The 24,546-nt window shown below is 32.5% G+C and carries 24 protein-coding genes and 7 pseudogenes; 14 read left to right on the forward strand and 17 right to left on the reverse strand.

Annotated elements, in window-relative coordinates; all coding sequences use genetic code 11:
- Positions 1-15: 15 nt before the first annotated feature.
- Positions 16-204 (forward strand): annotated as a pseudogene (locus tag SK629_RS12710) (IS4 family transposase); the annotation flags it as partial.
- Positions 205-374: 170 nt separating this feature from the next.
- Here the strand turns inward: SK629_RS12710 and SK629_RS13020 are convergent.
- From SK629_RS13020 to SK629_RS09190, 6 genes and pseudogenes are all read right to left on the reverse strand, one after another.
- Positions 375-482, reverse strand: a pseudogene (locus tag SK629_RS13020) (30S ribosomal protein S9); the annotation flags it as partial.
- Positions 483-816: 334 nt separating this feature from the next.
- Positions 817-1,131 carry a hypothetical protein gene (locus SK629_RS09160; protein WP_235219624.1) on the reverse strand — a complete coding sequence of 105 codons (315 nt, stop codon included), beginning with the start codon at positions 1,129-1,131 and terminating at the stop codon, positions 817-819.
- Positions 1,132-1,271: 140 nt separating this feature from the next.
- Positions 1,272-2,747: a hypothetical protein gene (locus tag SK629_RS09165; protein WP_042901623.1), complete on the reverse strand. Its 1,476-nt coding sequence runs from the start codon at positions 2,745-2,747 to the stop codon at positions 1,272-1,274.
- Between the two features lie 604 nt (positions 2,748-3,351).
- Positions 3,352-4,587, reverse strand: a complete 1,236-nt coding sequence (locus tag SK629_RS09170; RefSeq protein WP_042901624.1) for a hypothetical protein — start codon at positions 4,585-4,587, stop codon at positions 3,352-3,354.
- A 161-nt stretch (positions 4,588-4,748) separates the two neighbouring features.
- Positions 4,749-5,592 (reverse strand): annotated as a pseudogene (locus SK629_RS12715) (IS630 family transposase).
- A gap of 28 nt (positions 5,593-5,620) precedes the next feature.
- Complete coding sequence (locus tag SK629_RS09190) at positions 5,621-5,959, reverse strand: helix-turn-helix domain-containing protein (RefSeq protein WP_042901627.1); 339 nt, start codon at positions 5,957-5,959, stop codon at positions 5,621-5,623.
- A gap of 825 nt (positions 5,960-6,784) precedes the next feature.
- Here SK629_RS09190 and SK629_RS09200 point away from each other — a divergent pair.
- Entirely contained in the window at positions 6,785-7,081 is a 297-nt protein-coding gene (locus tag SK629_RS09200) for a hypothetical protein (protein ID WP_042901629.1), read from the forward strand.
- 47 nt (positions 7,082-7,128) lie between these two features.
- Positions 7,129-8,176, forward strand: a pseudogene (locus tag SK629_RS11740) (IS630 family transposase).
- A 161-nt stretch (positions 8,177-8,337) separates the two neighbouring features.
- Here SK629_RS11740 and SK629_RS09215 read toward each other — a convergent pair.
- Positions 8,338-9,810 (reverse strand): peptide MFS transporter, encoded by a 1,473-nt coding sequence (locus SK629_RS09215; protein WP_042901632.1) that lies wholly within the window; start codon positions 9,808-9,810, stop codon positions 8,338-8,340.
- Between the two features lie 648 nt (positions 9,811-10,458).
- Here SK629_RS09215 and SK629_RS09220 point away from each other — a divergent pair.
- Complete coding sequence (locus SK629_RS09220) at positions 10,459-11,667, forward strand: ATP-binding protein (RefSeq protein WP_042901633.1); 1,209 nt, start codon at positions 10,459-10,461, stop codon at positions 11,665-11,667.
- A gap of 340 nt (positions 11,668-12,007) precedes the next feature.
- Positions 12,008-12,403: pseudogene (locus SK629_RS12720) on the forward strand (tyrosine-type recombinase/integrase); the annotation flags it as partial.
- A 509-nt stretch (positions 12,404-12,912) separates the two neighbouring features.
- Here SK629_RS12720 and SK629_RS09230 read toward each other — a convergent pair.
- Positions 12,913-13,242 (reverse strand): winged helix-turn-helix transcriptional regulator, encoded by a 330-nt coding sequence (locus tag SK629_RS09230; protein WP_000447029.1) that lies wholly within the window; start codon positions 13,240-13,242, stop codon positions 12,913-12,915.
- A 291-nt stretch (positions 13,243-13,533) separates the two neighbouring features.
- On the opposite strand from SK629_RS09230, the gene SK629_RS12850 reads away from it, so the two are divergent.
- From SK629_RS12850 to SK629_RS09250, 5 genes are read left to right on the forward strand one after another with little or no spacing between them, the layout of a single operon-like run.
- Positions 13,534-13,788, forward strand: a complete 255-nt coding sequence (locus tag SK629_RS12850) for an AvrD family protein (protein WP_265182588.1) — start codon at positions 13,534-13,536, stop codon at positions 13,786-13,788.
- Between the two features lie 40 nt (positions 13,789-13,828).
- Positions 13,829-14,278: an AvrD family protein gene (locus tag SK629_RS12855; protein WP_265182589.1), complete on the forward strand. Its 450-nt coding sequence runs from the start codon at positions 13,829-13,831 to the stop codon at positions 14,276-14,278.
- Between the two features lie 22 nt (positions 14,279-14,300).
- Complete coding sequence (locus tag SK629_RS09240; RefSeq protein ID WP_000684424.1) at positions 14,301-14,981, forward strand: AAA family ATPase; 681 nt, start codon at positions 14,301-14,303, stop codon at positions 14,979-14,981.
- A 1-nt stretch (position 14,982) separates the two neighbouring features.
- On the forward strand, positions 14,983-16,080 hold the full coding sequence (locus SK629_RS09245) for an NADH-dependent flavin oxidoreductase Oye family protein (RefSeq protein WP_042901634.1): 1,098 nt from the start codon (positions 14,983-14,985) through the stop codon (positions 16,078-16,080).
- Positions 16,080-17,450: an MFS transporter gene (locus SK629_RS09250; RefSeq protein WP_042901635.1), complete on the forward strand. Its 1,371-nt coding sequence runs from the start codon at positions 16,080-16,082 to the stop codon at positions 17,448-17,450. Before SK629_RS09245 ends, SK629_RS09250 begins: the two co-directional genes overlap by 1 nt.
- A 100-nt stretch (positions 17,451-17,550) precedes the next feature.
- Here SK629_RS09250 and SK629_RS09255 read toward each other — a convergent pair whose 3' ends face one another.
- A complete protein-coding gene (locus SK629_RS09255) occupies positions 17,551-17,769 on the reverse strand; it encodes a hypothetical protein (RefSeq protein ID WP_152639384.1) in 219 nt (72 codons plus the stop codon).
- 121 nt (positions 17,770-17,890) lie between these two features.
- Positions 17,891-18,696, reverse strand: a protein-coding gene (locus SK629_RS11750) for an IS5 family transposase (protein ID WP_152639385.1) whose coding sequence is annotated in 2 segments (ribosomal slippage) — positions 17,891-18,319 and positions 18,322-18,696 — 804 coding nt in all. Because the reading frame shifts where the segments join, the coding sequence is not laid out codon by codon here.
- Positions 18,697-18,761: 65 nt separating this feature from the next.
- Between SK629_RS11750 and SK629_RS09270 the strand changes: the two are divergent.
- Positions 18,762-19,137 (forward strand): annotated as a pseudogene (locus tag SK629_RS09270) (tyrosine-type recombinase/integrase); the annotation flags it as partial.
- Positions 19,138-19,621: 484 nt separating this feature from the next.
- Here SK629_RS09270 and cadX read toward each other — a convergent pair.
- Together cadX and SK629_RS09280 are read right to left on the reverse strand one after the other, a co-directional pair.
- Positions 19,622-19,960, reverse strand: coding sequence for a Cd(II)/Zn(II)-sensing metalloregulatory transcriptional regulator CadX (gene cadX / locus SK629_RS09275; protein ID WP_000711088.1), 339 nt, complete (start codon positions 19,958-19,960; stop codon positions 19,622-19,624).
- An 11-nt stretch (positions 19,961-19,971) separates the two neighbouring features.
- Positions 19,972-20,586, reverse strand: a complete 615-nt coding sequence (locus SK629_RS09280; protein WP_000615750.1) for a CadD family cadmium resistance transporter — start codon at positions 20,584-20,586, stop codon at positions 19,972-19,974.
- Positions 20,587-20,614: 28 nt separating this feature from the next.
- On the opposite strand from SK629_RS09280, the gene SK629_RS12725 reads away from it, so the two are divergent.
- Positions 20,615-20,788, forward strand: coding sequence for a FanG protein (locus SK629_RS12725; protein ID WP_071788300.1), 174 nt, complete (start codon positions 20,615-20,617; stop codon positions 20,786-20,788).
- Positions 20,789-21,039: 251 nt separating this feature from the next.
- Positions 21,040-21,417, forward strand: a pseudogene (locus SK629_RS13025) (hypothetical protein).
- A 460-nt stretch (positions 21,418-21,877) separates the two neighbouring features.
- On the opposite strand, the gene SK629_RS09285 reads toward SK629_RS13025, so the two are convergent.
- The 5 genes from SK629_RS09285 to SK629_RS09305 are packed head-to-tail and all read right to left on the reverse strand — an operon-like array spanning position 21,878 to position 23,874.
- The gene (locus SK629_RS09285; RefSeq protein ID WP_042901638.1) at positions 21,878-22,072 is read right to left on the reverse strand and encodes a hypothetical protein; all 195 of its coding nucleotides are present in this window, start codon (positions 22,070-22,072) and stop codon (positions 21,878-21,880) included.
- Positions 22,053-22,385 carry a hypothetical protein gene (locus tag SK629_RS09290; protein ID WP_001220782.1) on the reverse strand — a complete coding sequence of 111 codons (333 nt, stop codon included), beginning with the start codon at positions 22,383-22,385 and terminating at the stop codon, positions 22,053-22,055. Before SK629_RS09290 ends, SK629_RS09285 begins: the two co-directional genes overlap by 20 nt.
- 7 nt (positions 22,386-22,392) lie before the next feature.
- Positions 22,393-22,752, reverse strand: a complete 360-nt coding sequence (locus SK629_RS09295; protein WP_000092745.1) for a hypothetical protein — start codon at positions 22,750-22,752, stop codon at positions 22,393-22,395.
- Positions 22,745-23,584, reverse strand: a complete 840-nt coding sequence (locus SK629_RS09300; RefSeq protein WP_001014727.1) for a phage replisome organizer N-terminal domain-containing protein — start codon at positions 23,582-23,584, stop codon at positions 22,745-22,747. The genes SK629_RS09295 and SK629_RS09300 overlap by 8 nt, the downstream gene beginning before the upstream one ends.
- 8 nt (positions 23,585-23,592) lie before the next feature.
- Positions 23,593-23,874, reverse strand: coding sequence for a hypothetical protein (locus SK629_RS09305; protein ID WP_000005472.1), 282 nt, complete (start codon positions 23,872-23,874; stop codon positions 23,593-23,595).
- Positions 23,875-24,021: 147 nt separating this feature from the next.
- On the opposite strand from SK629_RS09305, the gene SK629_RS09310 reads away from it, so the two are divergent.
- Positions 24,022-24,540: a helix-turn-helix domain-containing protein gene (locus tag SK629_RS09310; RefSeq protein WP_000181350.1), complete on the forward strand. Its 519-nt coding sequence runs from the start codon at positions 24,022-24,024 to the stop codon at positions 24,538-24,540.
- Positions 24,541-24,546: the final 6 nt, after the last annotated feature.

Below are 24,546 nucleotides of genomic sequence, written 5' to 3' on the forward strand. Positions count from 1 at the left end.
CGACAGTAGTCGTAAAAACAAAGATATAAAGTGTGCTTCTCAGATGCGGCTTATGCCTGCCGTTTGTTTTTTAACGGTTCCCTTTCTTCCCTCCAGTTGAAAAACTACCTCAAGAAACACTTATCTATTATTCGACCGAATCGAAAATATCCAAGAAAGATAAAGGCCCAATCGGTAGTTGATTTCATCTATAGAGTAACATAAATCTCAAAAAATAGGGTGAAAAAACCTTTATTTGTCATGCAAAAAAATAGAAGATAGGATAGAGAATCACTTTGATAACCTCAATCACGCCTCCTATTCAAGTAGTTAGATCACTAACTTAATGACATTGCCCGAAAGGTGCTCTCTGTAAGTATCGTAATTCTTTTGAATTAACGTTTACTAAATTGTGATGCTTTACGAGCTTTCTTAAGACCTGGTTTGGAAAGTATGGGTTTCAGCCGGACTAAAAACAGCTTAATATCAAGGCTTTTCAGAACGATATCTACTGATTAATTTCATAAAATATGAATCAATATATTCTAAATAGGGGAACAGCTTAGTTCAGTGAAAGTTAAATAATACATTTATAAACCTTATTCTATCAGCTTTCTTTACTATTTTAGAAATATAAGTAGAGAAAAAGGAAGAGCATAAAACAATAGCTAGATTTCAAAAAAATCTTAATCAAATACCCATTACAATGATATTGATGAATTAAATCAATATACTTTATAAATCTTGTACAGAAAAGTGTTGCCTTTTTAAATCATCACTACAATAGTTATGATCTAAGTTGTAATCATGTTTATTAAATATCTTCCCATTTCTGTTTTATAGTTTAGTCGGAATAATTGTAAGGTCACTATGATTATTTACAAAACTATATATTGGTACTCCAAAACTCTCTTCATACATATTCTCACATAGAGTTTTTACAAGAAATTCTCCCCATTCACTAGATGGTTCCACAGCATTATCAGTCTGAGGAGTAAACCACATTTGAGGAATAAGTTCCATTGTATCTAAATCGAATGCAAGCCCAACCATCATATCATAGAAATCAAAGGAATCACAAAAAGCACTCATACTACCACTATTTTTATCAATTCCTAATTCAGGTGGTATTTCTGTCGTCGCAATCATCATATGACCAGTGATTTTTCCATTTTCCTACTCAAACTGTTCATGTACCCCTTTCTCCCGGAGGATATCTTCCACTTTAAAAAACATTTTTTGATATTGAAAAATAATCGTTGGTGATCATAATTCATACAAATATGGAAAAATCAAGTATTTCTTAACCTCAAATATTCATCATTCGCTTTATTAAGATTACTAAAAAATTTGTCGATCATTTTATCATCGGCATTCAATTGTCTATCCATAAAGTACAAATCAATAGATTCAAATGCTTTGCTTGACAAAGACATTAAGAAGTTCTTATTTGCAATTTGCTCTAGTCTACTTTTGACTAAATCAATTTGACTAGCTATCAATGGTTGAATTAACATAATTCTGTTCTTTTTTACTAACAAGAAATTCATATCATTATTCTTTACAATGTTATAATACCCATCTCTATATTCATCATTTATATATTTTAAGTTTTCACTAATTGGACGAGTCATGAAAACAAACACATCATACTCTATTTGATTCAAAATTTCAAAGGGTAATTTAGAACTAGTCGTTACGGTTAAATCAAATTGTTTTATCAATTGATTAAGCAGAAGCATAGCTGATAACATCCTATTTACATCTTGGATAATTACCATTTTCGTTTCATTAATTAGGTGAATGGCCCAAGATGTAAAATAATTTTGAGTAATGATCTGAGCATATTTATAATTTCCCTTTTGACCTAGGACTTTATTTGCATCTAAAAATTTAATTGGGTTCAAAAATAAATTTTCTGTGGGTCTAAATATAGGTAAACTCGGGTAAGCCATCAAAACTTCATCCTTAAATATACTTTCATCTGTCTCAACTCCCGACTTGCTTATGAGAATCAACATCTGTAATGAATATTTTTTACCAAATAATCTCTCAAAAATTTGATGATAAGCATCCAATGTATTATAGTCAGAAGGATCAGCAATTCTTAAAGTTTCATTTAGTGATTCTATATCAAGTGTAATGCAATTTCTTTGTGAATCATAGATTAGATTATTTAGAATTATTTGAAATCTCTTGTTAGGATTTAGCTGTTCATTTGTTGTCATATCTGAATCGATATCAGTAATTTTTTGCCATTTTTCGAAATTAAATTGTTTAATATCAATTGAAAAACTTAAAAAAAGAATCGTATCTATTAATTCATGAAGTTTATCCGTATTTTTGGCAGCATTAATTTTTTTTATATGAAGAGTTCCAAGAACACCGTTTGAATTTTTCCTCATTGCATTAAAGTATTTGTAATATTTTTTATTGCTATCTCTGAAATTTGTTAGATAGTCATCATACTCACTTTCATCCAGTTTAGAAAGTTCATCAACTATTTCATTATAAGTTGCAGCTTGTTCTTGCATTTTGTCAAAATATTTCTGTAAATGATCGAATAATGGCTTACTTCTCCTTAATTCTGGATGATCTAAAAGCTTACTCCACATTCGATAAAAAGTCCCAAAAATGCTAAAGACAAAACTTTTATAATGAGTAAATTCATGTTTAATTATTGAAGTAGGTAACAAATTTTTAAAATTACCTTCTTCAATTTTAAAACCCTCTCTAAAGTTATAACTACCGTACTCTTTACTACTCATGGCTATTTCTCCAAATATTCTATCAATTTAATGAATCATCTGCTTAAGTTATCAACACATATACAGCAATCTAATTTATATCTAAAAATTAGCACTATTGATTCAACCTCTTTAAACCACGGATAAGAATCATTTGATTAATGTTTTTTTAGGTGTGTCACATCAATTTCAGTCTTTTTTCAGTTATAGTATATAATAGAAAAAAACGAATGTCAAATATGCAGAAAGATACTATTTTGCTTTAAAAAGAATATAGTGTCCATTTGCAGTGAATATACTATAAACTTTTCAAAAATCGTTATTTTCCCGAAAGTTTATTTTTCTATTATAATAGACATCTTCATGTTTTTCCATTAGAATAGACACTACTTTGGTAAAATAAAAGTATCAAAAATAAAAAGGAGGCAAAGACTAAGAGAAGATTAATAGATATCCTACTACTTTCATTATTATCTTTTATGTACTGATATAATATTTGTTTTGTAGTAGTACTTACTCTAGTATAAAATTCATTCAAAGAATAATACCTCCTTTAGTACGAAATAAGATACTAAACTAATTTGGTTAATTTTATTGTACAAAAAAAGTGGATATATTTGTCCACTTAAGAAGAATAGCTTAGGTTTTCCATTGCTTTATTCAGAATATTTATCTGTTTCATTAATTTTTTTGTTTTAAACTTTTGATATTTTACTTGAGATTCTTTATCTAATATTTTATATAAACTAGTCGAAACATAGTAATCAAAAATACTATCATTATCAAAACAAACATAAATATATTTTTCATGAGTAAGTTCAATATATCTAAATAATCTCGATAAATAGTATTTTTTATATTTGATTTTTCCTGAAGAATAGTTTCCCAAAACTTTGCTATATTCTACTATAAATAACTCATCATATTTATTAAAAATTCTAGTATTTATTGGAAGGGTATAAAAACTACCTTTTTGGAACATTTGATTTACAGCATACTTCGTGGCAATGTATATTAAAAATATTAGAATAAATTTAACAAGAATATAAATCACTCTATCTTGAGTTTCTACATCATTAACTGCAAGTATATAAGTCTGCCTACAAAAATCTCTTAGTGCTTCTAAAATTTTATTTATTCTAAGAAGCTCTCTAGTCAATATAGAACTTAAATTAAAAGAGATTAAAAGAAAAATCATTTGTGATTTGACTTTAGAAAAAAATTTCTTTGTTTGATTGTCAGTTGCAATATCTTTATTTGCTAATATAGCAAACTCGATTTGAAAATAAGCTATCGACTCACTACTAATCAACCAACTAATTAATCCAACATACAATGTTGATACTAAAAACGTACCAAAATCATCATAACTTAGTAAAGTGAAAATTAACCCCCACAGAAGTACATACCTGTATCTAAGAAAGACTTCAACTGCTAAAATTACACCAGCTAAAATTACTTCTATATATAAGATTAATTCAAAAATCACCAAAACATACTTATTTAGAATAGCTAGAATAGCTATATTAGAAAAAAGAATAGAAATACATATGTTTAATCCTACATATACAAGAAATAATAATAACAATCTTTTTAAATACCAAGAAAAAATAGTATTCCGACATTCTTCCTTTATCTTTCCTTTTTCACCAATCACATTTTTTCGACGAAAATACTTTAAAAACACCGTGATACATAATATTTCATCAAAAATTATCAATATTGAGAAAGCAACCTGAAGGGAAACATTGTTTTGCACATAAAATCGTAATCCAATACTTATTAACAATAAAATTAATTGACTCAAACAAAAAATTATAAATCCATTATTTTTAAAATAAGATTTATGTAATTTTTTCATATTTTCTTCCTTATCCTTTAACAATTTAAACACTCCACTTTCTCTTCGTATCAAAGAAAAATGATTTAATCATCTTCTGAAGTCTTTCATTCAATTTGTTTGATTCCTTTATTTAATTATTACTATCATAATTTAATTTCAAATCATCTGACTTATTATAGTCATTTAGTTTTAAAAAAGCGCTCCAAACATTCAAAAATATTTGGGACTTCCCTTAATAAATCCGTCACTTTCTTTTTCAATATAGCCCAAGCTTGCTCAATAGGATTCAAATCTGGTGAATAAGGTGATAGAGGTAAGAAAAAGTGTTTATCTTGAATGCAAAGTTCATCCAAAATGTTCTTGGGATGAAAACTAGCATTGTCCATGACAATGACATGAGGTGTCTTCAAAGCAGGCAGGAGTTGCGTTTTGAACCACTCCACAAAGAAGTCACTCGTCATGTTTTCCTTGTAAATCATGGGAACTATAAACTCTCCGTCTACTTGTCCTGCAATAATTGAAGTCCGCTCAAAACGCCGTCCGCTAATCTTTTCATAGACTTTCTCCCCTCTAGGAGCCCGTGCATAAGGACGATAGAGGTAGCGGTCGAATCCTGTTTCATCAATATATACGACTGGTAAATCTTTTAGGCTATTCAAAATATCAAGAAACTCAGCAACTTTCTCTGGATTTTGTTCCTTAAAGCTAGTCGTCTTTTTTAAGTGACCTTAATCTGCTTTAAAGCTGCCCATACTGAAGGGACAGCACAATCAAAATGTGCCGCAATTTCCCGTAAAAAAGCGTCTGGATGAGCCTCTACAAAGGCTTTCAATTCCTCTAAAGGGATTTTCCGCTTTTTGACGACTCGCTTTTTCCGCTCTAAGTGTCCTTGTTCACGTCTTTCTTTTCCCAAGTGAAGAGAGTTCTGACGCCAACATCAAAAACTTTGGCTGCCTCGACATGGCTGTGTCCCTCTTTGATGTAATCTAATGCTCCTTGTTTAAAATCTGTACTATATGCCATAGCTTTATTATAACATGCTCGTTTAAAACTAAGCAACTATAAAATAATGCTTTCTCTCCTCCATAAATTCAATCAACTCTTTTTTGAAGATTTCTTTTTCTTCTTCGCTCAGTCCTTTTGACTTCATACGGAAAAGCAATTCAATATTATCTAGTTTATCTGATTTTCCTTCTAAGTTTCCAACTAGATAATCCACGGACGCATTTAAAACTTGTGCAATCTTAACAAGATTTTCTTGTGTTGGTTTTGTGACGCTACGCTCCCATGAAGCGTAAGCAGGTTGAGAAATTCCTAATTTTTCAGCAACTTCAACTTGAGTAAAGTTTGCTTGTTTTCTTAGATTTTTTAAACGTTCCGAAAAATCCATCATGTTCCTCTTAAAAATTTTTAAAGAATTTTTTCAAAAACCTCTTGACAAATATAGCTATTGGTTATACTGTTGTTAAAAATAATAATGCCTAATATTCAGCATCACGATTTTTGAAAATTAAATAAAAAGTGCGTCTGACAACCAGAGGACTGATCGTCAGAACAACACATAAACTTCCTACCCTTATTGTAAATGTTTTGGAAAGAAAAATCAAATCTGTTTGATGGTTTAGGTGAAGATTTAAAACATTTTTTGTGGACTTCCACGCATTTCGGACTTTCGCACTTTTCCGAATAGTAAAGTGAACTGGCTTCGCCAAAGGGCGTAAGAGAACCCAATGGGTATGATAATGACTACCTATTGAGATTGGCTGGGAAAGCTATGGTAATTGATGCAAAGCACCTTGCTAAACGTTGCCACCGTGAAGGAGAGTGCCTTCAACCAAATAACTTTTCTTTACTGCTGTCTATCTACCTCGATAGACTCACTCTAAAGCTACTATGTATTCTTTTTCTTAGTAGCTTTTTTACTTTTACAATAAAGGAGGAAACTATGATAAACTTTTTTCGCACTACATGTCAAAGACTTTACGATAATTACACATTTACTTATAGAATCTTCAGTTCATCTGATAAACTAATCGCACAACTATACACTCAAGCTTTGAATAACTTAGAGTCTTTAGCAAAGAAATCACTTGTTACAGGATTTTCTCATGCTGAAGTAGAATTTGTTTAAATGTAAACTCTCTACTCACTACTACTCAAGAGTGAAGCTACCAGCTTAACTCTTTTTATTTTACAATCAGAAAGGAAAAAACTTATGATCCCAGAAACTTTAAAAATGAAACCAGAATTTATCGGTCTAACTTACTACGAAAAATTAGGAAACGCCCCTCGTTATGTCTTTGGTAAAGAAGGAAAGTACCAAAGACATATTCTAAATAGTGAAACTCATGGTGCCTTCCACGTTATCACACCTGCTTCTACCACTGTCTTTCCAGAAGATGCTCTTGTTAAAGCAGTTAATCCTATTTTCTTATCAGATACTTCGCTGAATGGAAATTCTGTCGCACCTGCTCCCAACGTTTTTGCTGAGAAGCTAGTGAGCAAGAAATAACAAAATAATACTAGCCTAAAATCAAAAACCATCTTATAATAGTAGTTATGAAACTTACAAACGAAGAAATACAGAAAATTGAAAAACTCCTGCGAGATTCATTGTACGCCAAATATCATAAACGTCTACAGATTATTTATTTTCGCTCAAAAGGAAAGAGTTATAAGGAAATCATGGATCTGCTAGATTGCAATAAAACAACTGTTTGGAGGAATTTGAAAAAATACAAGGAGTTTGGTTTAGAAGCTCTTCTTCAAGAGACCCGTGGTGGACGTCATCGAGAATATCTGACTTACGAAGAAGAACAAGCATTTCTAAAACGTCATATAGAAGCTGCTCAGGCTGGGGAATTTGTGACTGTCAATCAGTTATTCGAAGCCTATCAAAAAGAGATTGGTCGCACTTCTACACGTGATGGTTTTTATTATCTCTTGAAACGCCATGGTTGGCGAACGGTCACTCCCAGACCTGAACATCCCAAGAAGGCAGACGCTCAGACAATTGAGACGTCTAAAAATAAAATCTACATTCGAGACCTTAAGTAAGCGCTTTAAAGAGAAGGGGACTTATAACAAAGTACGTTTGATGTACCAAGATGAAGCTGGTTTCGGAAGAATTAGTAAGATGAGTTCTTGTTGGGCTCCTCAAGGAATCCGACCTAGCATTCCTAGTCATTATATACGAGAATATCGCTATTGTTATGGGGCAGTAGATGCTCAGACAGGAGATTCCTTTTTCCTCATTGCCGGAGGATGCAATACTGAGTGGACGAATGAATTTCTACGGCAAGTCTCACAAGCTTATCCAGATGACTATATGTTACTTGTAATGGATAATGCTATATGGCATAAATCAAGTACCTTGGAGATTCCAAGTAATATTGACTTGGCTTTTATCCCACCTTATACACCAGAAATGAACCCTATTGAATAAGTCTGGAAAGAAATTCAAAAACGAGGTTTTAAAAATAAGGCTTTCCCAACATTGGAAGCTGTCATTGATAAGCTTCAAGAAGTTATTCAAGGATTGGAAAAAAATGTTTTAAAGTCCACTGTCAGCAGACAATGGACAAGGTTGCTTTTTGAATATAATTGAGTATTAAATAGAAAAAGTGAACAAATGTCTACTAGTAATATCAGAAACATCGTGAGTTTTCATCAAACTAAAAGGACTTAGCCCTGTACCATACAGAACTAAATCCTTTTAATAAATAATTAATCTAACTTTTAGAATCATACAGAAATTCCAGTTTTTCTCTATTTGATACCAGACATTAGTTTTTCAATACGTGGAACGTAGAAGAATAAGATAATACTGAATACAATCGTAATTCCTCCAACAATTCCATAGTAAGCGACTTCCGTTTCGCTTGTATAAAATTTTACAATTTGAGCATTGATAGCTTGGGCAGCAGCATTACTCAAGAACCAGATAGACATCATTTGTGCTTGGAAGGATTTTGGTGCTAGCTTAGTAGTGACTGATAGACCAATAGGCGAAATCAACATTTCCCCCACAATCACAATAGCCCAACTCATAATCAACCAGAAAGGACTGACTTTAACATCTGTCCCAAAGAGCATCCCTGGTAACATCATCCACAAGAAGGATAGACCTGCCGCAAATAAACCGTAAGCAAATTTCTTAGAAGAGGACGGTTGATTTTTACCCATTTTCCCCCACAACCACGCAAAAATCGGCACATAAATCATAATGAAAAGTGGATTGATACTTTGGAAAAAGCTAGATGGGAAATGAATCTGATTTCCAAATACATTAAAGTAAAGTCGAGTTTGATCATCTGCAAATAGAGCAAGAACAACAGAACCCTGCTCCTCAATAGACCAGAAGAGTACTCCAGCGATAAATAGAGGAATGTAGGCAAATACTCGAGATCTCTCAGTGGCAGTTATTTTCTGACTAGATAAAATTTTGAAGAAATAGTAGATTGGAATGATTACCGCAATCACTGTAAAGATATTAACAATCATGTCCACGTTAAATTGGTGAGTAAAGACCAAACCTAGAACCACCAGAATAACCATGACAAGTGCAATCAGCAAGCGTTTAATCAAGGTCTGCTGTTCCTTCTGTGAAAGTGGATCAGTGGGGTAAAGACTTGATTCAGGCAGGTATTTCTTCCCATCCATCACATACTTCACCAGACCAAAGAACATCCCAATGGCAGCTAATGAGAAACCTAGATGGAAATTGACTTCCTGACCTAGATACCCCACTAGATAAGGGGCAACGAAGGCACCTAAGTTAATACCAAAGACAAAGATACTAAAACCTGCATCCCGTCTATCATCCTCTTTCTCATAAATTCCCCCAACCATATCTGAGATATTGGGTTTTAAAAATCCAGTTCCAAAGATAATCAAGGCAATAGAAAGATAGAGAGCCACTTGTCCAAAAGGTGTTGCCAAAGCAATATGCCCTAGCATAATCAGAATACCACCGTAAAAGACGGTCTTACGGCTTCCTAAAATACGGTCACTGACAAAACCACCGACAACAGAGGATAAAAATACCAGCGAGCCATAAATCGCCATAACCGATGCAGCTGTGGTCTTATCCATCCCCAACCCACCATCTTGTACACTATAGTACATATAATAAAGTAGGATAGCTCGCATCCCATAGTAAGAAAAGCGCTCCCACATCTCTGTAAAGAAGAGGGTGGACAAGCCAATAGGTTGTCCAAAAAATGTTTTCTGTTTTTCCATATATATTCTCCTTAAAAAATATAATAACTTATTTTACAGAATTTTCAAACAAATATCAAACAAATTCTGTTTCTTTTAGAAAATTTTTTGGAAAAATCTATTTAGATTAGTTTCCGCTTTATCTTCAATTAAAAAATATCAAATAAAGATCCAATTACCAATTTAGTATGAAAATATAAAAAAGAACACCCCGAAAGGTGCTCTCTGTAAGTATCGTAATTCTTTCAAATTAACGTTTACTAAATTGTGATGCTTTACGAGCTTTCTTAAGACCTGGTTTTTTCTACATCATGATATTTATGGTAAATTATCACTAAAATCAAGTAATTTTAAGAGATAAATCCTCAATCTTTACATATATAACCCTTTTAAAAATCGAGAGGTTATCAAAGGGTTATCACTTTTTTAGTTTTCGGAACTTATGTAATTGAGAAATATGAATTACTGTATCATATAGATGATGTACAGTTTAGCAACAAATGTACAGTTTCTTCGTGCCAGTACAATTTCGTTTTCTATCCTGAAGATATTTAAATAGTTCTAGATATTATTTATAACAAATTGAAAACAATTAAACAAATTAAATATTATTTCTAAATATTTGAAAATAATTACTATTTGTATTATACTATCTTTGAGGTATCTATTATGAACTATATTAAAAGACCACATTATTTAGATTTTTTAAGAAGACATCGTGACCGACAAATCATCAAAGTTGTGAGTGGAGTTAGACGAGCTGGTAAATCTGTTCTCTTTCAACTATATAAAGAAGAGTTACTAGCAACTGGAGTCGACGAAGATCAAATCATATCCATCAATTTTGAAGATCTGAGTTATTATGACCTGCGACATTTTCAAACATTATATGCTTATATAAAAGAGCAGTTAGTTGGAGAGAGAACATACTATATCTTTTTAGATGAAATTCAACATGTTGAAAAATTTGAGCTAGTAGCAGATAGTCTATTCATCTTAGCAAATGTAGACCTCTATTTGACTGGATCAAACGCCTACTTTATGAGTAGCCAATTAGCAACAAACTTGACTGGTCGGTATGTTGAGATAGAAGTTCTTCCATTGTCATTTGAAGAATACCTATCAGGTCAATCTCTCTCAGAAAATCTGAATACAACAGAAATTTTTAACAATTATCTCTTTAGTGCTTTCCCTTACTTATTGCAAACATCATCTTACGCTGAAAAAATTGACTATCTCAGAGGAATATATAACTCAATACTGTTAAATGATATTGTCACTAGATTGGGAAATCCAAATCCTACGATTATTGAACGCATTGTTCGAACCCTTCTCAGTAGTACAGGTAGCTTAATATCAACAAATAAGATTCGCAATACCCTAGTTAGCCAAAATGTTTCAATATCCCACAATACTTTGGAAAATTATTTGACAACTTTGACAGACAGTTTACTTTTTTATTCCGTTCCACGTTTTGATGTAAAAGGTCGAGCATTATTACAACGCTTAGAAAAATATTATCCCGTTGATTTAGGTTTACGACATCTCTTATTACCAGACCACAAAGAAGATATTGGCCATATCTTGGAAAATATTGTCTATTTGGAATTGAGACGTAAATATTCACAAGTATATGTTGGTAATTTAGATAAATATGAGGTTGATTTTGTTGTTGTAACTGATCTTGGTCACTACGCTTATTATCAAGTCAGTGAAACAACACTTGCTCCAGAAACATTAGAAAGAGAACTTAGACCACTAGAAGCCATTAAGGATCAATTCCCCAAATATCTATTAACAATGGATACGATTCAGCCAACAGCCAATTACAATGGTATTGAGAAGAAAAATATCATAGATTGGTTGCTAGAAAAATAGATAAATATAAATCATTCAGCTAACTAGATTTGTAACAGTCTGTTATCAATGATTCTCCCTAAGTCCTAGCAAGATATAAGGAATTGAGAACACTGACACTTGAAGGATAAAATGGAATCTATAACTTCTGAAAACAATATTATTACTCAAGACGATGAACCTCTATAGAATTAATGAAGCTAGGAATTAAACGGAACTATAAAGAAAAAAGACTGAATAATCAGGCTTTAAAATCCTAAACACGCATAATATCAGGTGTTGAAGAAACTTGATATTATGCGTTTTATTATGGAAATATTTCCTTCATTTTCTACTGAAATAGGGTTTGTGCTAGCCTATTTTCTCTATTTCTAATGACTTACTTCAGCTTCTTACCTCTTAGGAAAAACATCAAAAGGCTGAACTATCAAAGTTTGGAATTATCCAATCCGATGAACAATATGTCTTTACTTATATCGATATGAAGGGTAATGTTAATAGCCCTCTACACTCTGACTATCTTAATAATAAAATGAAATCTGTCAAACGTCGTCATCCAGAACTTAAACATGCTACACCTCATAAATTACGACATACAGGAGCGACACTTGCTAAAAAGGCATGAATGAGCTTAGAAGCCATTTCTGAAGCATTAACTCATAGCGATACAATTACAACTAAAACTTATGTTAATGCTTCAAACATAGTTCCATTATCTGCTGGACAAGTTGCCTACCAACATCTTAAAAACAAGTAGGGTAATTTTAGGGCAAATTTTTTTAGAAAGTATAGAAAAAAGCACCCATAAGGTAAACTTTTGAGTGCTTTGAAACGTTGATATAGTCGTATTGATTAACGTTTACTAAATTGTGATGCTTTACGAGCTTTCTTAAGACCTGGTTGGAAAAACTATGATTTGAATAACCTTCAGTATATGCTTAATATCAATGTTTCCCCACGTTTTCAGAAAGAAATATTTCATCTAATTTGAGTAACTTTCAATTGAGTGGTGTGAATTTTACCCTAAAAATACACGAATTGAGCTAGATTTTACCAAAAAGTTCACACCACTATTTAGATGATTTTTTATTTTGCCTGTTTTTACCTATGGTCTTACCCACGATAAAAATTATAGAGCCAAAAAACCCTAGTCACACATTTGAACTAGGTTTTTACGTTGCTTTGATTAACAAGATTACCAAATCTTTCAGAATTACATTTTCTATTTTATAGAAAAATATTAATAATAAATTATGTAAATTCAATCTAATTTCTATAAGTTTGCTCCCATTTTTTCATTTCTTCAACGATACTTCTTAGAGCAATACCTTTTTTTGTCATTTTATATTCAACCTGTGGAGGCGATGTCGGTAAAACTTTTCTTGATAAAATACCTTCTTGCTCGAAATCATGTAACCGTTGAGCTAATATTCTAGGATTAATACCTTCTACACTACGCAAAAGACTACCATAATGTATATTACCATTAATAATTTCAGATAAAATCTCAAGAGTAAATTTACCCTTTAGTAAATTCAAGACCCTTCTTGCTGGACAAATTGATTTTTTCAAAGGTTGCATCTTGCAAGTCTCCATTCATTTCCTCCTTTTTTGATAGTTACTATACTTTTTTTCCCTTCTTGTTTCATAAATAATTACATGATAAATTAATTATATCACTTGAAAGGGGAAATTACTATGGATATTATAACTAAGTTTGACCGTATTGACGATATTCTCGGTTGCGCTGATGGATGATACTTTGATACTGGATATACTCAAGTAAAATATTTTCAGAAAGTTAAATATATTGCTTTTGAAGGAATTGAGTCAGTATTTGAAATCAACTATCCGAAGAGTTGGTCAACTAAGAAAAATATTGAGTCAATAAAACCACATTTTAGCTCTTTAGATTCTATTGTACTTGCTGTGAAACTAGTCAGCGATTTTCTTAGAGAAGAATTAGTCATAGAAGAGGACACAATCAATAATGCTCTAATTTCTAGTTTCTCGGTAAAAGCAGGAAAATCTCTTGTAGAAGATTTGAAAAATGTTACAGCAAAATTGAGCTTATCATCTGATGATAAGCTATCCTTCAAGGGAAGGATAGCTTCGTTTTCGGTTGAATTAGTTTTCGGTTGAATTAGTTGTCGATTTATTTGATGACTCAAAACAACTTAAAATAAATTCTGGAGAAGATTACTATTTTTCAAACTTTAAAACAGTTGATACCAAACTAACTGATATTTCGGTGAAAACAGAATTAAATTCTATTTCAGCTACTACTTCTTTTTCCTATTCAGATAAATTTAGTGGTATTGAATCAGCACATCTCTTGAAAAAGAGATTACCATCTATCTTAGACCATATAATTGTAACAGCTGAACTTACGGAAGTGTTACATTCATATTTGGACAGAACCCCTAGAGAATTTTCGAAAACATTGATAATGCGTAAAATTAAAATCCTACGCAACCTTTCAAACGATTCACAGTTAAGTGAAGGCAACATTAAAGTTCAAGTTCTAAAAACTAAAATAGTACCTTTAAAAGGAAAGAATGTTCGAGTTAGTGATATGATTTCAAAACTTGGAGAGTCAACATTGATATATTCCGTGGCTCAAGAGCTATAAGATAAATAGAAAGAGGACTAATATGAAAATAGCAATTTCAGGAACTTATTCGACAGGAAAAACGACAACAACTTTAGCACTAGCTTTTTATACTGGTTTACCACGTACACACGCAAAAACTATGAGAGAGATTCTTCCCATAGCTTTACCCGGAAAAAGATTAGAAGACGCCACTGGTCCTGAGCTGGTTCAATTAGGAATTCGTCGTCTAATGGAGCGAGCAGTTAGGGAGTCTCATCTTGACTCTTTTGTTTCTGATGGCTCCTCTTTACATGAATGGGTATACGGTATGGTGAGAACCGAATTAGGAATGAATCCCAACCAAGAGACAGATAAAGGAAATATTATTTTAACTGATGACCTCAAATATCTTAGAGAAGTTATGAAAAATTTTGGGTCTGTTGCAAAAGACTATGCTAAAGAAACTTATGAATCATTTGTACATTTGCCTATTGAATTTCCTTTAGCTCCAGATGGCCATCGTCCTGTGTCAGAATTATTTAGAAAACGCTCAAACGATTTGCTATTAATAACACTGGATGAATTAAAAATTCCTTACCATATCGTGGGCGGTACTATCGAGGAAAGACTCCAGAAGATTTCAGAAATTTATCAACTAAAACCTGTAATAAGTATTGAACAAGCAGTTTCTTTAGCAAAAAAGGAAGCGCAAAACTATAATATCGTTCAGGAGGGTAAATAATATGGATAAAGATTTGAGAAATATCCTCTTTTCCAAGTTTGAGACATCCCAACTATCTTTAAGAAATCGGATTGTAATGAATCCAGTTCCAACAGGATTTGTAGAAAGTGGTGTTCCCAAACCAGAAATTGCCGAGTTCTATAAGCGAAGAGCAAAAAATGTAGGGCTATTTATTATAGGCGCTATAAATATTGAGCATGAAACTGCTACTAACAATGAAAATATACCAAATATTTCAACCAGTCGTGATATTGAGGTATGGAAACAAGTAACCAAGGCAATTCACCAAGAAAAAAGTAAGGCTATTGCTGAGCTTTGGCATAGTGGGAGTTCAAGAGCATTTTCAAAAACTGATTTATCTCTTAAGGTCTCTACTCCATCTGGATACATTGGAAAAAAGAAAGTGGGGTCACCTTTATCAGTTGAAGAAATTAACCTTATTGTCCAAAAATTTGCTGAAGCCGCCAGAAAAGCTCAAATATCTGGTTTTGATGGAGTTGATATTCATGCTGCACACGGTAGTTTAATTCATGATTTTTTAACAGCAGAGACCAACCAGAGAACTGATGAGTTTGGTTTTAAAAATAGAACTTACTTTGCAGAAAGAGTTATTAAGGAATGTAGAAAAGTTGTTGGGGACAATTTTCCGATTTTCATTCGCCTATCAAATTTTAAAAGTTATGATCCTACTGCAAAATTAGCAAAAACTTTAGAGGAATTAAAACAAATCATAATACCAATTTCAAATGCAGGTGTTGATATCTTTGACTGCTCTGAAATAAACTATACAGATTCTGCTGTCACTGGAAAATCAGGCAATTTATCATACTGGGTGAAAAAAATTGCAAATAAGCCTACAATAACAACTGGAGGCATAGGTTCACCTGAAATTCTATACAAAGATATTCCAACACTTATTACAGAAATAACATCACAACCTAAAATGTCATATCTTCATTTACAAAGGAAAAAGGCACAAATTTTTTACTCGAATAATTTAGTTTCTGATTTTAAAGAAGGAGGGTTTGATTTACTTGCTTTTGGTCGTCCTCTATTGATAAATGAAAATTGGTTTGATGAAATAACGGAGGAAGATTGATGAAAAAAACAAATACAAAAGCGCCAGCTTATCTACTTTTTATTCTTTCACTAGGATACATTATGGCGGTCCTAGATACAACCGGAGTGGTTCTTGCTGTTCCCCATATTGAAACAGCTATGAGCGTCTCATTAGAGCAATCCATTTGGATTATTAACGCCTATACACTAGCTTTAGGGTCTTTACTCCTACTTTCAGGAAATCTAACAACAAAATATGGTGCTAAACGAATTTTATTAATTGGAATGACAATTTTTACACTATCCTCGTTTGGGTGCTCTTTTTCACCAAATATTGAAACATTAATTATACTTAGATTCATTCAAGGTTTCGGTGCTTCTTTGTTTATGCCAAGTTCATTAGCACTTTTATTCATTTCATACCCCGATTCTACTAAAAGAGCACGTATGTTAGGAATCTGGACAGCAATTATTTCTGTTGCAACCGGTACTGGTTCTTTTATTGGTGGACTAATAATTAACTACTTCGGATGGAGGGGTATTTTCTTGGTCAATATTCCATTTGGAATTTTGACAGTAATTTCAATATTACTTCTCGTGAAAAATAATATTGCCAATCTAAAGACCAGAATTGACATCTTTAGTAATATATTTCTGGTTACAACTATCGGAAGTCTAGTTATTTACCTTGTTGAAGGGAATCAATATGGTTATAGTAACTCAAATCTTTTATTGTTTCTTCTCCTATTTATATTATTTGCTATTGGTTTAGTAGTCCACGATAAAAAAAGTAAAGCACCTATTGTTCCCCACCAACTATTAAAAAATGCTAAGTTTATTGTCTCTAATCTATTAGGTTTAGTAGTTAACATTTCACTATATGGCATTGTTTTGGTGCTAGGACTCTATTTTCAAACTTATTTAAACCTTTCCTCAATGGTTTCTGGACTCCTCATTCTACCAGGAATGATTGTCTTAATTATTGGTAATTTATTTTACGCACATGCTGTAAAACGATTTTCCGTGGGAAGCCTCGCTACTGTCTCAATTATTTTTGCCATTGTAGGAGCAGCAGGAATTTTTGGAATTGGAGTTCTTTTTCATGAAATTCAACTATACATCCTAATTCCTTTATTTTCTTTAATGAGTCTAGGTATCGGAGTGTTAACTCCAGCAACTACAACCATTCTTATGGAAGCTGCTGGTCAAGAATTATCTGGAATTGCTGGTGCAACTCTAAACGCTAACAAACAGATTGGTGGACTTTTTGGTACAACAATTATGGGGATTGTAACTACTAATTTATCCCATGATTGGAATATAGTCATCGTTATCGCATTTTTGGTTAACGTGATAATGTATATTGCTACTTGGTTAATTGCTAGTCGTTACCTTTATGGAAAAGAATAAAACTAAACAGAACGCAATCAATTTAAAAGTTGATTGCGTTTTATATTATTTCTCAGCACAATTACTCCAATCATCATAATTTGCTTAATAAATAACTCAATTACTTTTGTCGCAAAGATTGTAAAATACCAACTACCTCATAACCTTGATGAAACTGTGAAAAATGCATAAGCGTTAGTTCATATGATAAATTAGATAACACTCGTCGTGTTCCTTGGCTATCCTCAATATTGATTAAACTTCCCAAAAGAAGACCGTCATCATAATGAACTAGGCTACTATCAATTGCAATATCTCTTTTGAGTAGCTCTTCACTCATATCCTGAACCTCGCTAGCAATCGTTTCACTAGTCAAATCTTTTAAATCTTTTACTAACTGATAAGTAGTATAGATTGTATTTGATATATAATTAATGGCTTTTATTAGACTTCCTGCGAAACTAAAATCCTAGTTCACGATTGATAATTCCAGCAATCAAATTCATTCGTAATCCAAAGCGTTTACGTCGATTTCGATAGCTTGTTGAAAACATTTTAAACGTTTTTACTTTGGCAAAAATATTCTCAACCTTGATTCTCTCTTTAGATAGCACATGATTATAGGATTTATCTTTAAGAGTTAGTGGCTTAAGTTTACTTGATTTCCTCGGAGTTTGCGTTTGTGAATACATCTTCATGATCCCTTGATAACCACTGTCTGCTAAGATTTTACCAGCTTGTCCGATGTTTCTGCGACTCATTTTGAACAACTTCATATCGTGGCAATAGTTCACTGCAATATCCAAAGAAACAATTCTCCCTTGGCTTGTGACAATCGCCTGAGCCTTCATAGCATGACATTTCTTTTTACCAGAATAATTGGCTAGTTGATTTTTTTAGGACGATTGATTTTTACCTCTGTTGCATCCACAATCACCGTATCCTCAGCACTAAGATGAGTTTTTGAAATCGTAAAACCATTTTGAATAAGAGTTGCTTCAACCCATTGACTCTGACGGATTAAGTTGCTTTCGTGAATACCAAAATCAGCCGCAATTTGTTCATAAGTGCGGTATTCTCGCATATATTGAAGAGTAGCCATGAGGAGGTCATCTAGGCTTAACTTAGGGGTTCGTCCACCTTTCGCGTGTTTACGTTGATAAGCTGTTTTTAACACAGCTAACATCTCTTCAAAAGTAGTGCGCTGAACACCAACAAGGCGCTTAAATCGTGCATCACTTAATACTTTACTTGATTCATAATTCATAGTTTTATTGTATCATATTTTTGTTTCGCAGGAAGTCTATTACTAATACCAACCTAAGGAAATAAAAAACAATTTCCCGAATTCCTGTTGAACTAACTGATTTACTTCAGTCATGGGAAAAGCAACAAAAAAGAGAACTAGCAAAATTTGGAATTATCCAATCTGATGAACAGTATGTCTTTACTTATATCGATATGAAGAGCAATGTTAACGGTCCACTACACTCTGACTACCTCACGTCATCCAGAACTAACACACGCTACACCTCATAAATTACGTCATACGGGTGCAACTCTTGCCAAACAATTTGGCACATCACTAGAGGACATTTCAGAAGCTCTAACACATAGCGATACAGGTACAACTCAGATTTATGTCAACACTTCTAATGTAGTTCCTATGGCCGTTGGTGAATTTGCCTACCGTAACCTTAAAAAGTAATGGTGTGAATTTTGCTAAAAAAACATCAAAAAACACCCCATGGTGTGAACCATGAAGTGTTGATAAATGCTGTATTGTAGCCGTTTCTTAACGTTTAGAGAACTGGCTAGCTTTACGAGCTTTCTTAAGACCTGGTTTTTTCTACATTATGATATTTATGGTAAATTATCACTAAAATCGAGTAATTTTAAGAGATAAATCCTCAATATTTACATATATAATCCTTTTGAAAATCGAGAGGTTATCAAAGGGTTATCACATTTTAGTTTTCGGAGCTTATGTAGTTGAGAAATACGAAATACTGTATCATAAAGATGATGTACAGTTTAGCAACAAATATACAGTTTCTTCGTGCCTGGACAATTTCTTTTTCTATCCTGAAGATATTTAAACAGTTCTATATATTATTTCTTGTGAGTAATTTTCATCAAAAAATTTCATAGAGTAGCTCCCTAGAATCATGGAAAAGTAGTAAAAATAGTTGTTATCCTAGTTGATTAAAAAAATCCCTGATTTCCTCATCTTTTATAAAATAATATATAATTTTCCCCTCTCTTCTAGTGCCCAAGATGTTTTGATTGGCTAGTTTACGAAGATGGTGGGAAGTAGATGCCATACTGAGATTTAGTAAACAGGCTATATCACAGACACAGAGTTCTTCAACAGCAAGAAGATAGAAGATGATATTTATCTGTTTATTATCGGTAAATTTTGTTAAAATGCGAAGTGATTTTTGGACTTTTTCCTTTTCAAGGTAGTTCGTTGCGGTTGTAATATTTTGCTGATTTATAACATTCACTTGGCAGATACTATCTTTTTTCATAATATTTTCTCCTAGCCTAATATAGTCCATAGTATGTCAAAACTGTTATTTTCAATCAGGATATATATCCCCAATCCTAAATAAACAACGGCAATAAACCATCTGCTATATTTTTCCAAAATTTCTCCAACAGAAGAGACTTGTGCCAATTTTTGGGCAGAAAAAACCAAGAGATAAATCATGACTAGAAAGGTAAGTAAAGCTACTATCAAATTTGCTAAATTTAAGGTAGTAAAATATGGAACAAAGACACCAATATTGTCAGCACCACAACTTGCAAAAGTAATCATAGCGACTAGAAATATCAGGTTTTTATTATCTTTGCGCAAACCTTCTTTGGCAATAGCTTCTCCATCAGAATCTCCTAAAAGCAAAACTTTGAGACCTAGGAAAATTGGAATCAAACCGAGTAAACCTAAAATCTCTTTACTAGGAATATAATTTAAGACAAATGCAAAAAGCAAACTTAGCAATATTAGACTAACAGAGCCTAGAAATTGTCCTAAATAGATGTTAATGATGTCTTTTCTGCTTTTTCTTTTGGCAAAAAATAACATTAGGATAATAAGTAAGTCTACGGCTGTCCCAGAATACAGGATTATTGAAGTAACAACATTTTGAATCATAAAATACCTCATTCAAATATATTTTTGAATGTATTCTAACATTAAACTTTGTAGATGTCAACTTAAAATCCACCAAAATATAGATAAGAAGTTAGTGTACCAAATATTAAAAAGCCCTGCCATCGAAATGACAGCAGGGCTTAACTTCAATATCCAGATAATATATTTATCTAAAAAAGGTACAGTTTTTATTGATTTGTAGTGCGATATAATGAGTTTCCAAAAATCAAAAATCGCTTAAAATCAATATTTTGACATCTATTGACGTGTACTGAAACCCTTACTTAACCTCTGTAAGGATATAATTACGGTACCAGTATATCATAAATAATAACAAAATCTTGACTTTCCGAAACATAATGATTTTCCCGAAAGAAAGAGATCAACCTAAAAAATTACTGTCTTACTTATGTAATGTTTCTTTAATATAATATAGAAATAAAAAGTATGTAAATGAAAAGATTTATCACATTACTTTTAGTGTCTCTATCTACAATTTTATTAATTGCATGCTCTAACCAATCAAGCAATTCTTTAGATGGCGAATACCGTTGAATAAACGAGAGTAGAAATGAAGTTGCCTTTACCATTTCAGGTAACAAAGGAAATAGCAACAAAGGAGAGGCCGACACCTTTACAATTGATAAAGACAGTGCAACAATCGAACCGACTGGCTCTAATATCATAAACCGAAAAGAGAATTATACCTTCAAGGATGACGTATTCACTGTAGATATTTCAGGAACAAAGCAGGAGTATTACAAAAAGGATAGTGAAGAAATACAGCGACAAGTAAAACCCTCAAACTATTTGATATTCTTTATACAATAAAAACGCTTTTGTACTGACCCCAAAAGTTAGATTTTTTCTGTCTAACTTTTGGGGGTCAGTACACACCCGCATAGCGGGTATTTTTTTGTCTCGCACCTAGCGGAGTGAGACAGGCTAATAGTCACATAATAAAAAATTTACTTAAAGTCAGATTTTAAATACTTTAGAATAGTTCTTTCTAAAACTTACTCCCAAATTTTTTTGCTCGTATAATTCATCAGGGGTTTGGGGATTCCCCAAAATTCAAATCATCCCAAAAAGTACATACACTTTGTGTATACAAATTTTAGGATGATTTTGGGAGTGTGTGTATACAGACTCTGAGCTCGCAAAGTCATATTATGAGAAATCTTTCCTTCTCAATAAAATAATCCCAAAAATCAATTTGACTGTCATTTGTGTGTACAAATATTTTAAGAAGATATATAAAAAACGCTGCAAAATTTTTAACAGCGTTTCCTTATTTTAAAATTCTCATATGTCTTTCTTTTTTATGGTTAGCATCATAGTATTCCAGCATCGCATGATACAAACGAGCCTTCGTTTTATCTTGTTGTTTAATTCCATGAAGAAATAATTCTGCTCGCTTTAATTTCAATATGTATTCACATATCTGATCAAAATCCTTATCCGTATTACTTTTGAAAATAAACATCTTTTTCCTCCATCACATCAACTATTTTTTGCATCAAAATAGACATATCCATTTTGTTTTCATAGCTTATTCTCCCAACTACAGTTGCAAGACGGGCTATAGAATTGATATTCTTTCCGACTTGTTCCAACTCTTCTGTTAAAGGAACTAAACCTTCAAAAGAGACTTTTTGGATGTTCAAATCTGTTCGTATTAATTTTTGTCTAGCAAACTCAGAAAAATTACGAATATTTTCCTTCCTCATACAATCATTTAATTTTTTATTTTCTTCTTCCGTCAAAAACACCTGTTTCAACACAGATTTTATTCTCATGGTCCTATCACCTCGTTTTCTTATTTAGTCGTTTTACAAGTTCTTTCACTTGTTTACTTGTCTTCTTTTCATATTCTATCATCAGCTCAACGCAGTAGTGAAATATCCTTACATTATCCAAATCCTCACTTTGTTCTGCTATTCTTTCTAACTGACGTAAGTTATTGATAATTCTTCTAACTTGAAATATAAAGTCATGATAAGATTCAAAATCAAATTGAAGATAAATAGGCGAGCTCTTAAATAACATTTTTCTGGCATAAGAGGAAAAACTTAGATGATTTGTCATTTCAATCAAGTTATTCACTATTTCATTTTGCTCCTCAGTGATGTAACATTTCTTTAGAACAGTCCTATATCTACTCATTTATCATATACTTCTTTCGGGCATTTTCATGGGCAATAGCTTTGCACTCCAGCATACGTTCCTGCTTTAAATTCTCCATAGACTTAAATAAATACGCCAAAGGAGACGTCGCATCCTCAGGAATCCGTTCAATCATGCTAATAACTTCATCACTAGTTACATACCCACTAGCCAAATACTCGCCTATCTTCATCTTCTGAGCATGTGTTAAAGTGTAATTGTTAGGATACAAAAATCTATCATTGTACTTATAAGAAATGGATTCTAACAAAGAATAATATTTGGGTGGAATATAAGTTTCAGGCTTTCTAGAACTATTATCCAGTATATTCTCAATCTCTTTCTTATTCTTACTCTTGTTCTTAATCTCTTGCGTTACATTATCATTTTCATCCGTTACTGTAACGTTACAATCTAAAACGAGTTGTGGCTCGCCTGTAATTAGTGCTTTTTGTTTTTGTCTATGACGAGCAACACGTTCCCTAGTTTGTTTCCTAATCTTTTCTAGTCCATCTATATTCTGGTGTTTCTCCCATTTTGGAATGGTAATAGCGCCATCTATGATTTCTATCATGCCAAATTCTTCAAACATACTGAGAGCTAATTTTACAGATGTCGCTTTTCGTCTAAAAACTGTTGAAAGCATCTCTTCTGTGTAATAAACCTTATTTCCTAAACTCAGTATGCCACTATTATTTTGCTTTCCTGCAAGCACCAGAATTTTGAACCATATTACAATAAGAGTATCTCCTTCTGGCATTGATTCTATTAATTGAATTTTTTCATCATCAAATATATCTGTTGTTATCTTGATCCACTGAACACCATTCATACGAGTACCTATCTTTCATATTGCTTCAACCATCGTGTTACTGCTCTTTTATCGTATAAAGTCACTCCATCAATCACCATGGTTGGCATTCCTTCTTTCGTCCATTTTTGGATTGTTGTCGTAGATACATCTAACCACCTAGACAAACCTGACATACGAACCATGGGTTTATAAAGTTCTTTATCTTCAAATACTCTTGCTACAGCATTTGAAATCATCTCATCATAGTGAGCACGTAATTGCTTCTCTAATTCTTTAGGAAGCTGGACAACTAAAGTAGTTTCCGACATAAATTCACACCTCATTTCTAAATTAAATAAGCTCCGAAACCATTTAATTTGTTATTCACTTTGAATTATATATCCTTTTTGAATTTTTGTCAAGCTTTTTTATTCAAAAAGAATAAAATGTGTTATAATGATAAAAAGGAGGTTCTTATGACGAATCATATTACTAAACTGATAGAAAATAGCGGAAAAAAATTGACAGAAATTAGCGAAGCTACAAATATAGCCTATCCTACACTTTCTGGATACAATCAAGGAATCCGCAAACCTAAAAAAGATAATGCTGAAAAATTGGCAAAATACTTTAATGTTTCCGTCGCTTACATTATGGGACTTGATAGCAACCCACACGCTCCATCAAATCTTAAAATTGTTACAGATAGTTTCAAAACATCTAAAATTGGTTCTGTGACACCTTTTAAAAGCGATATGGAGAAGTTAAAGAAGAGTATCGAATTTGGCGAAAGGGCATTAACACTACCACTTGATGATAGTTTTTCAGATGAATTTCGTCATATATTCTCAGAATACCTAGCTGAGAAAAACAAACGTTTTATGTCTGAGTTTATAGATTATATGAATCACCAAAATAAAGATTCTAAAGTTTGGCAGAGCTGGATTAAAACAGACGAATACGCTATCCGCCAAGAAGATAGAAAAAATAGATAGACACTC

The organism is Streptococcus mitis, from assembly GCF_000722695.1.
Classification (GTDB): domain Bacteria; phylum Bacillota; class Bacilli; order Lactobacillales; family Streptococcaceae; genus Streptococcus; species Streptococcus mitis_O.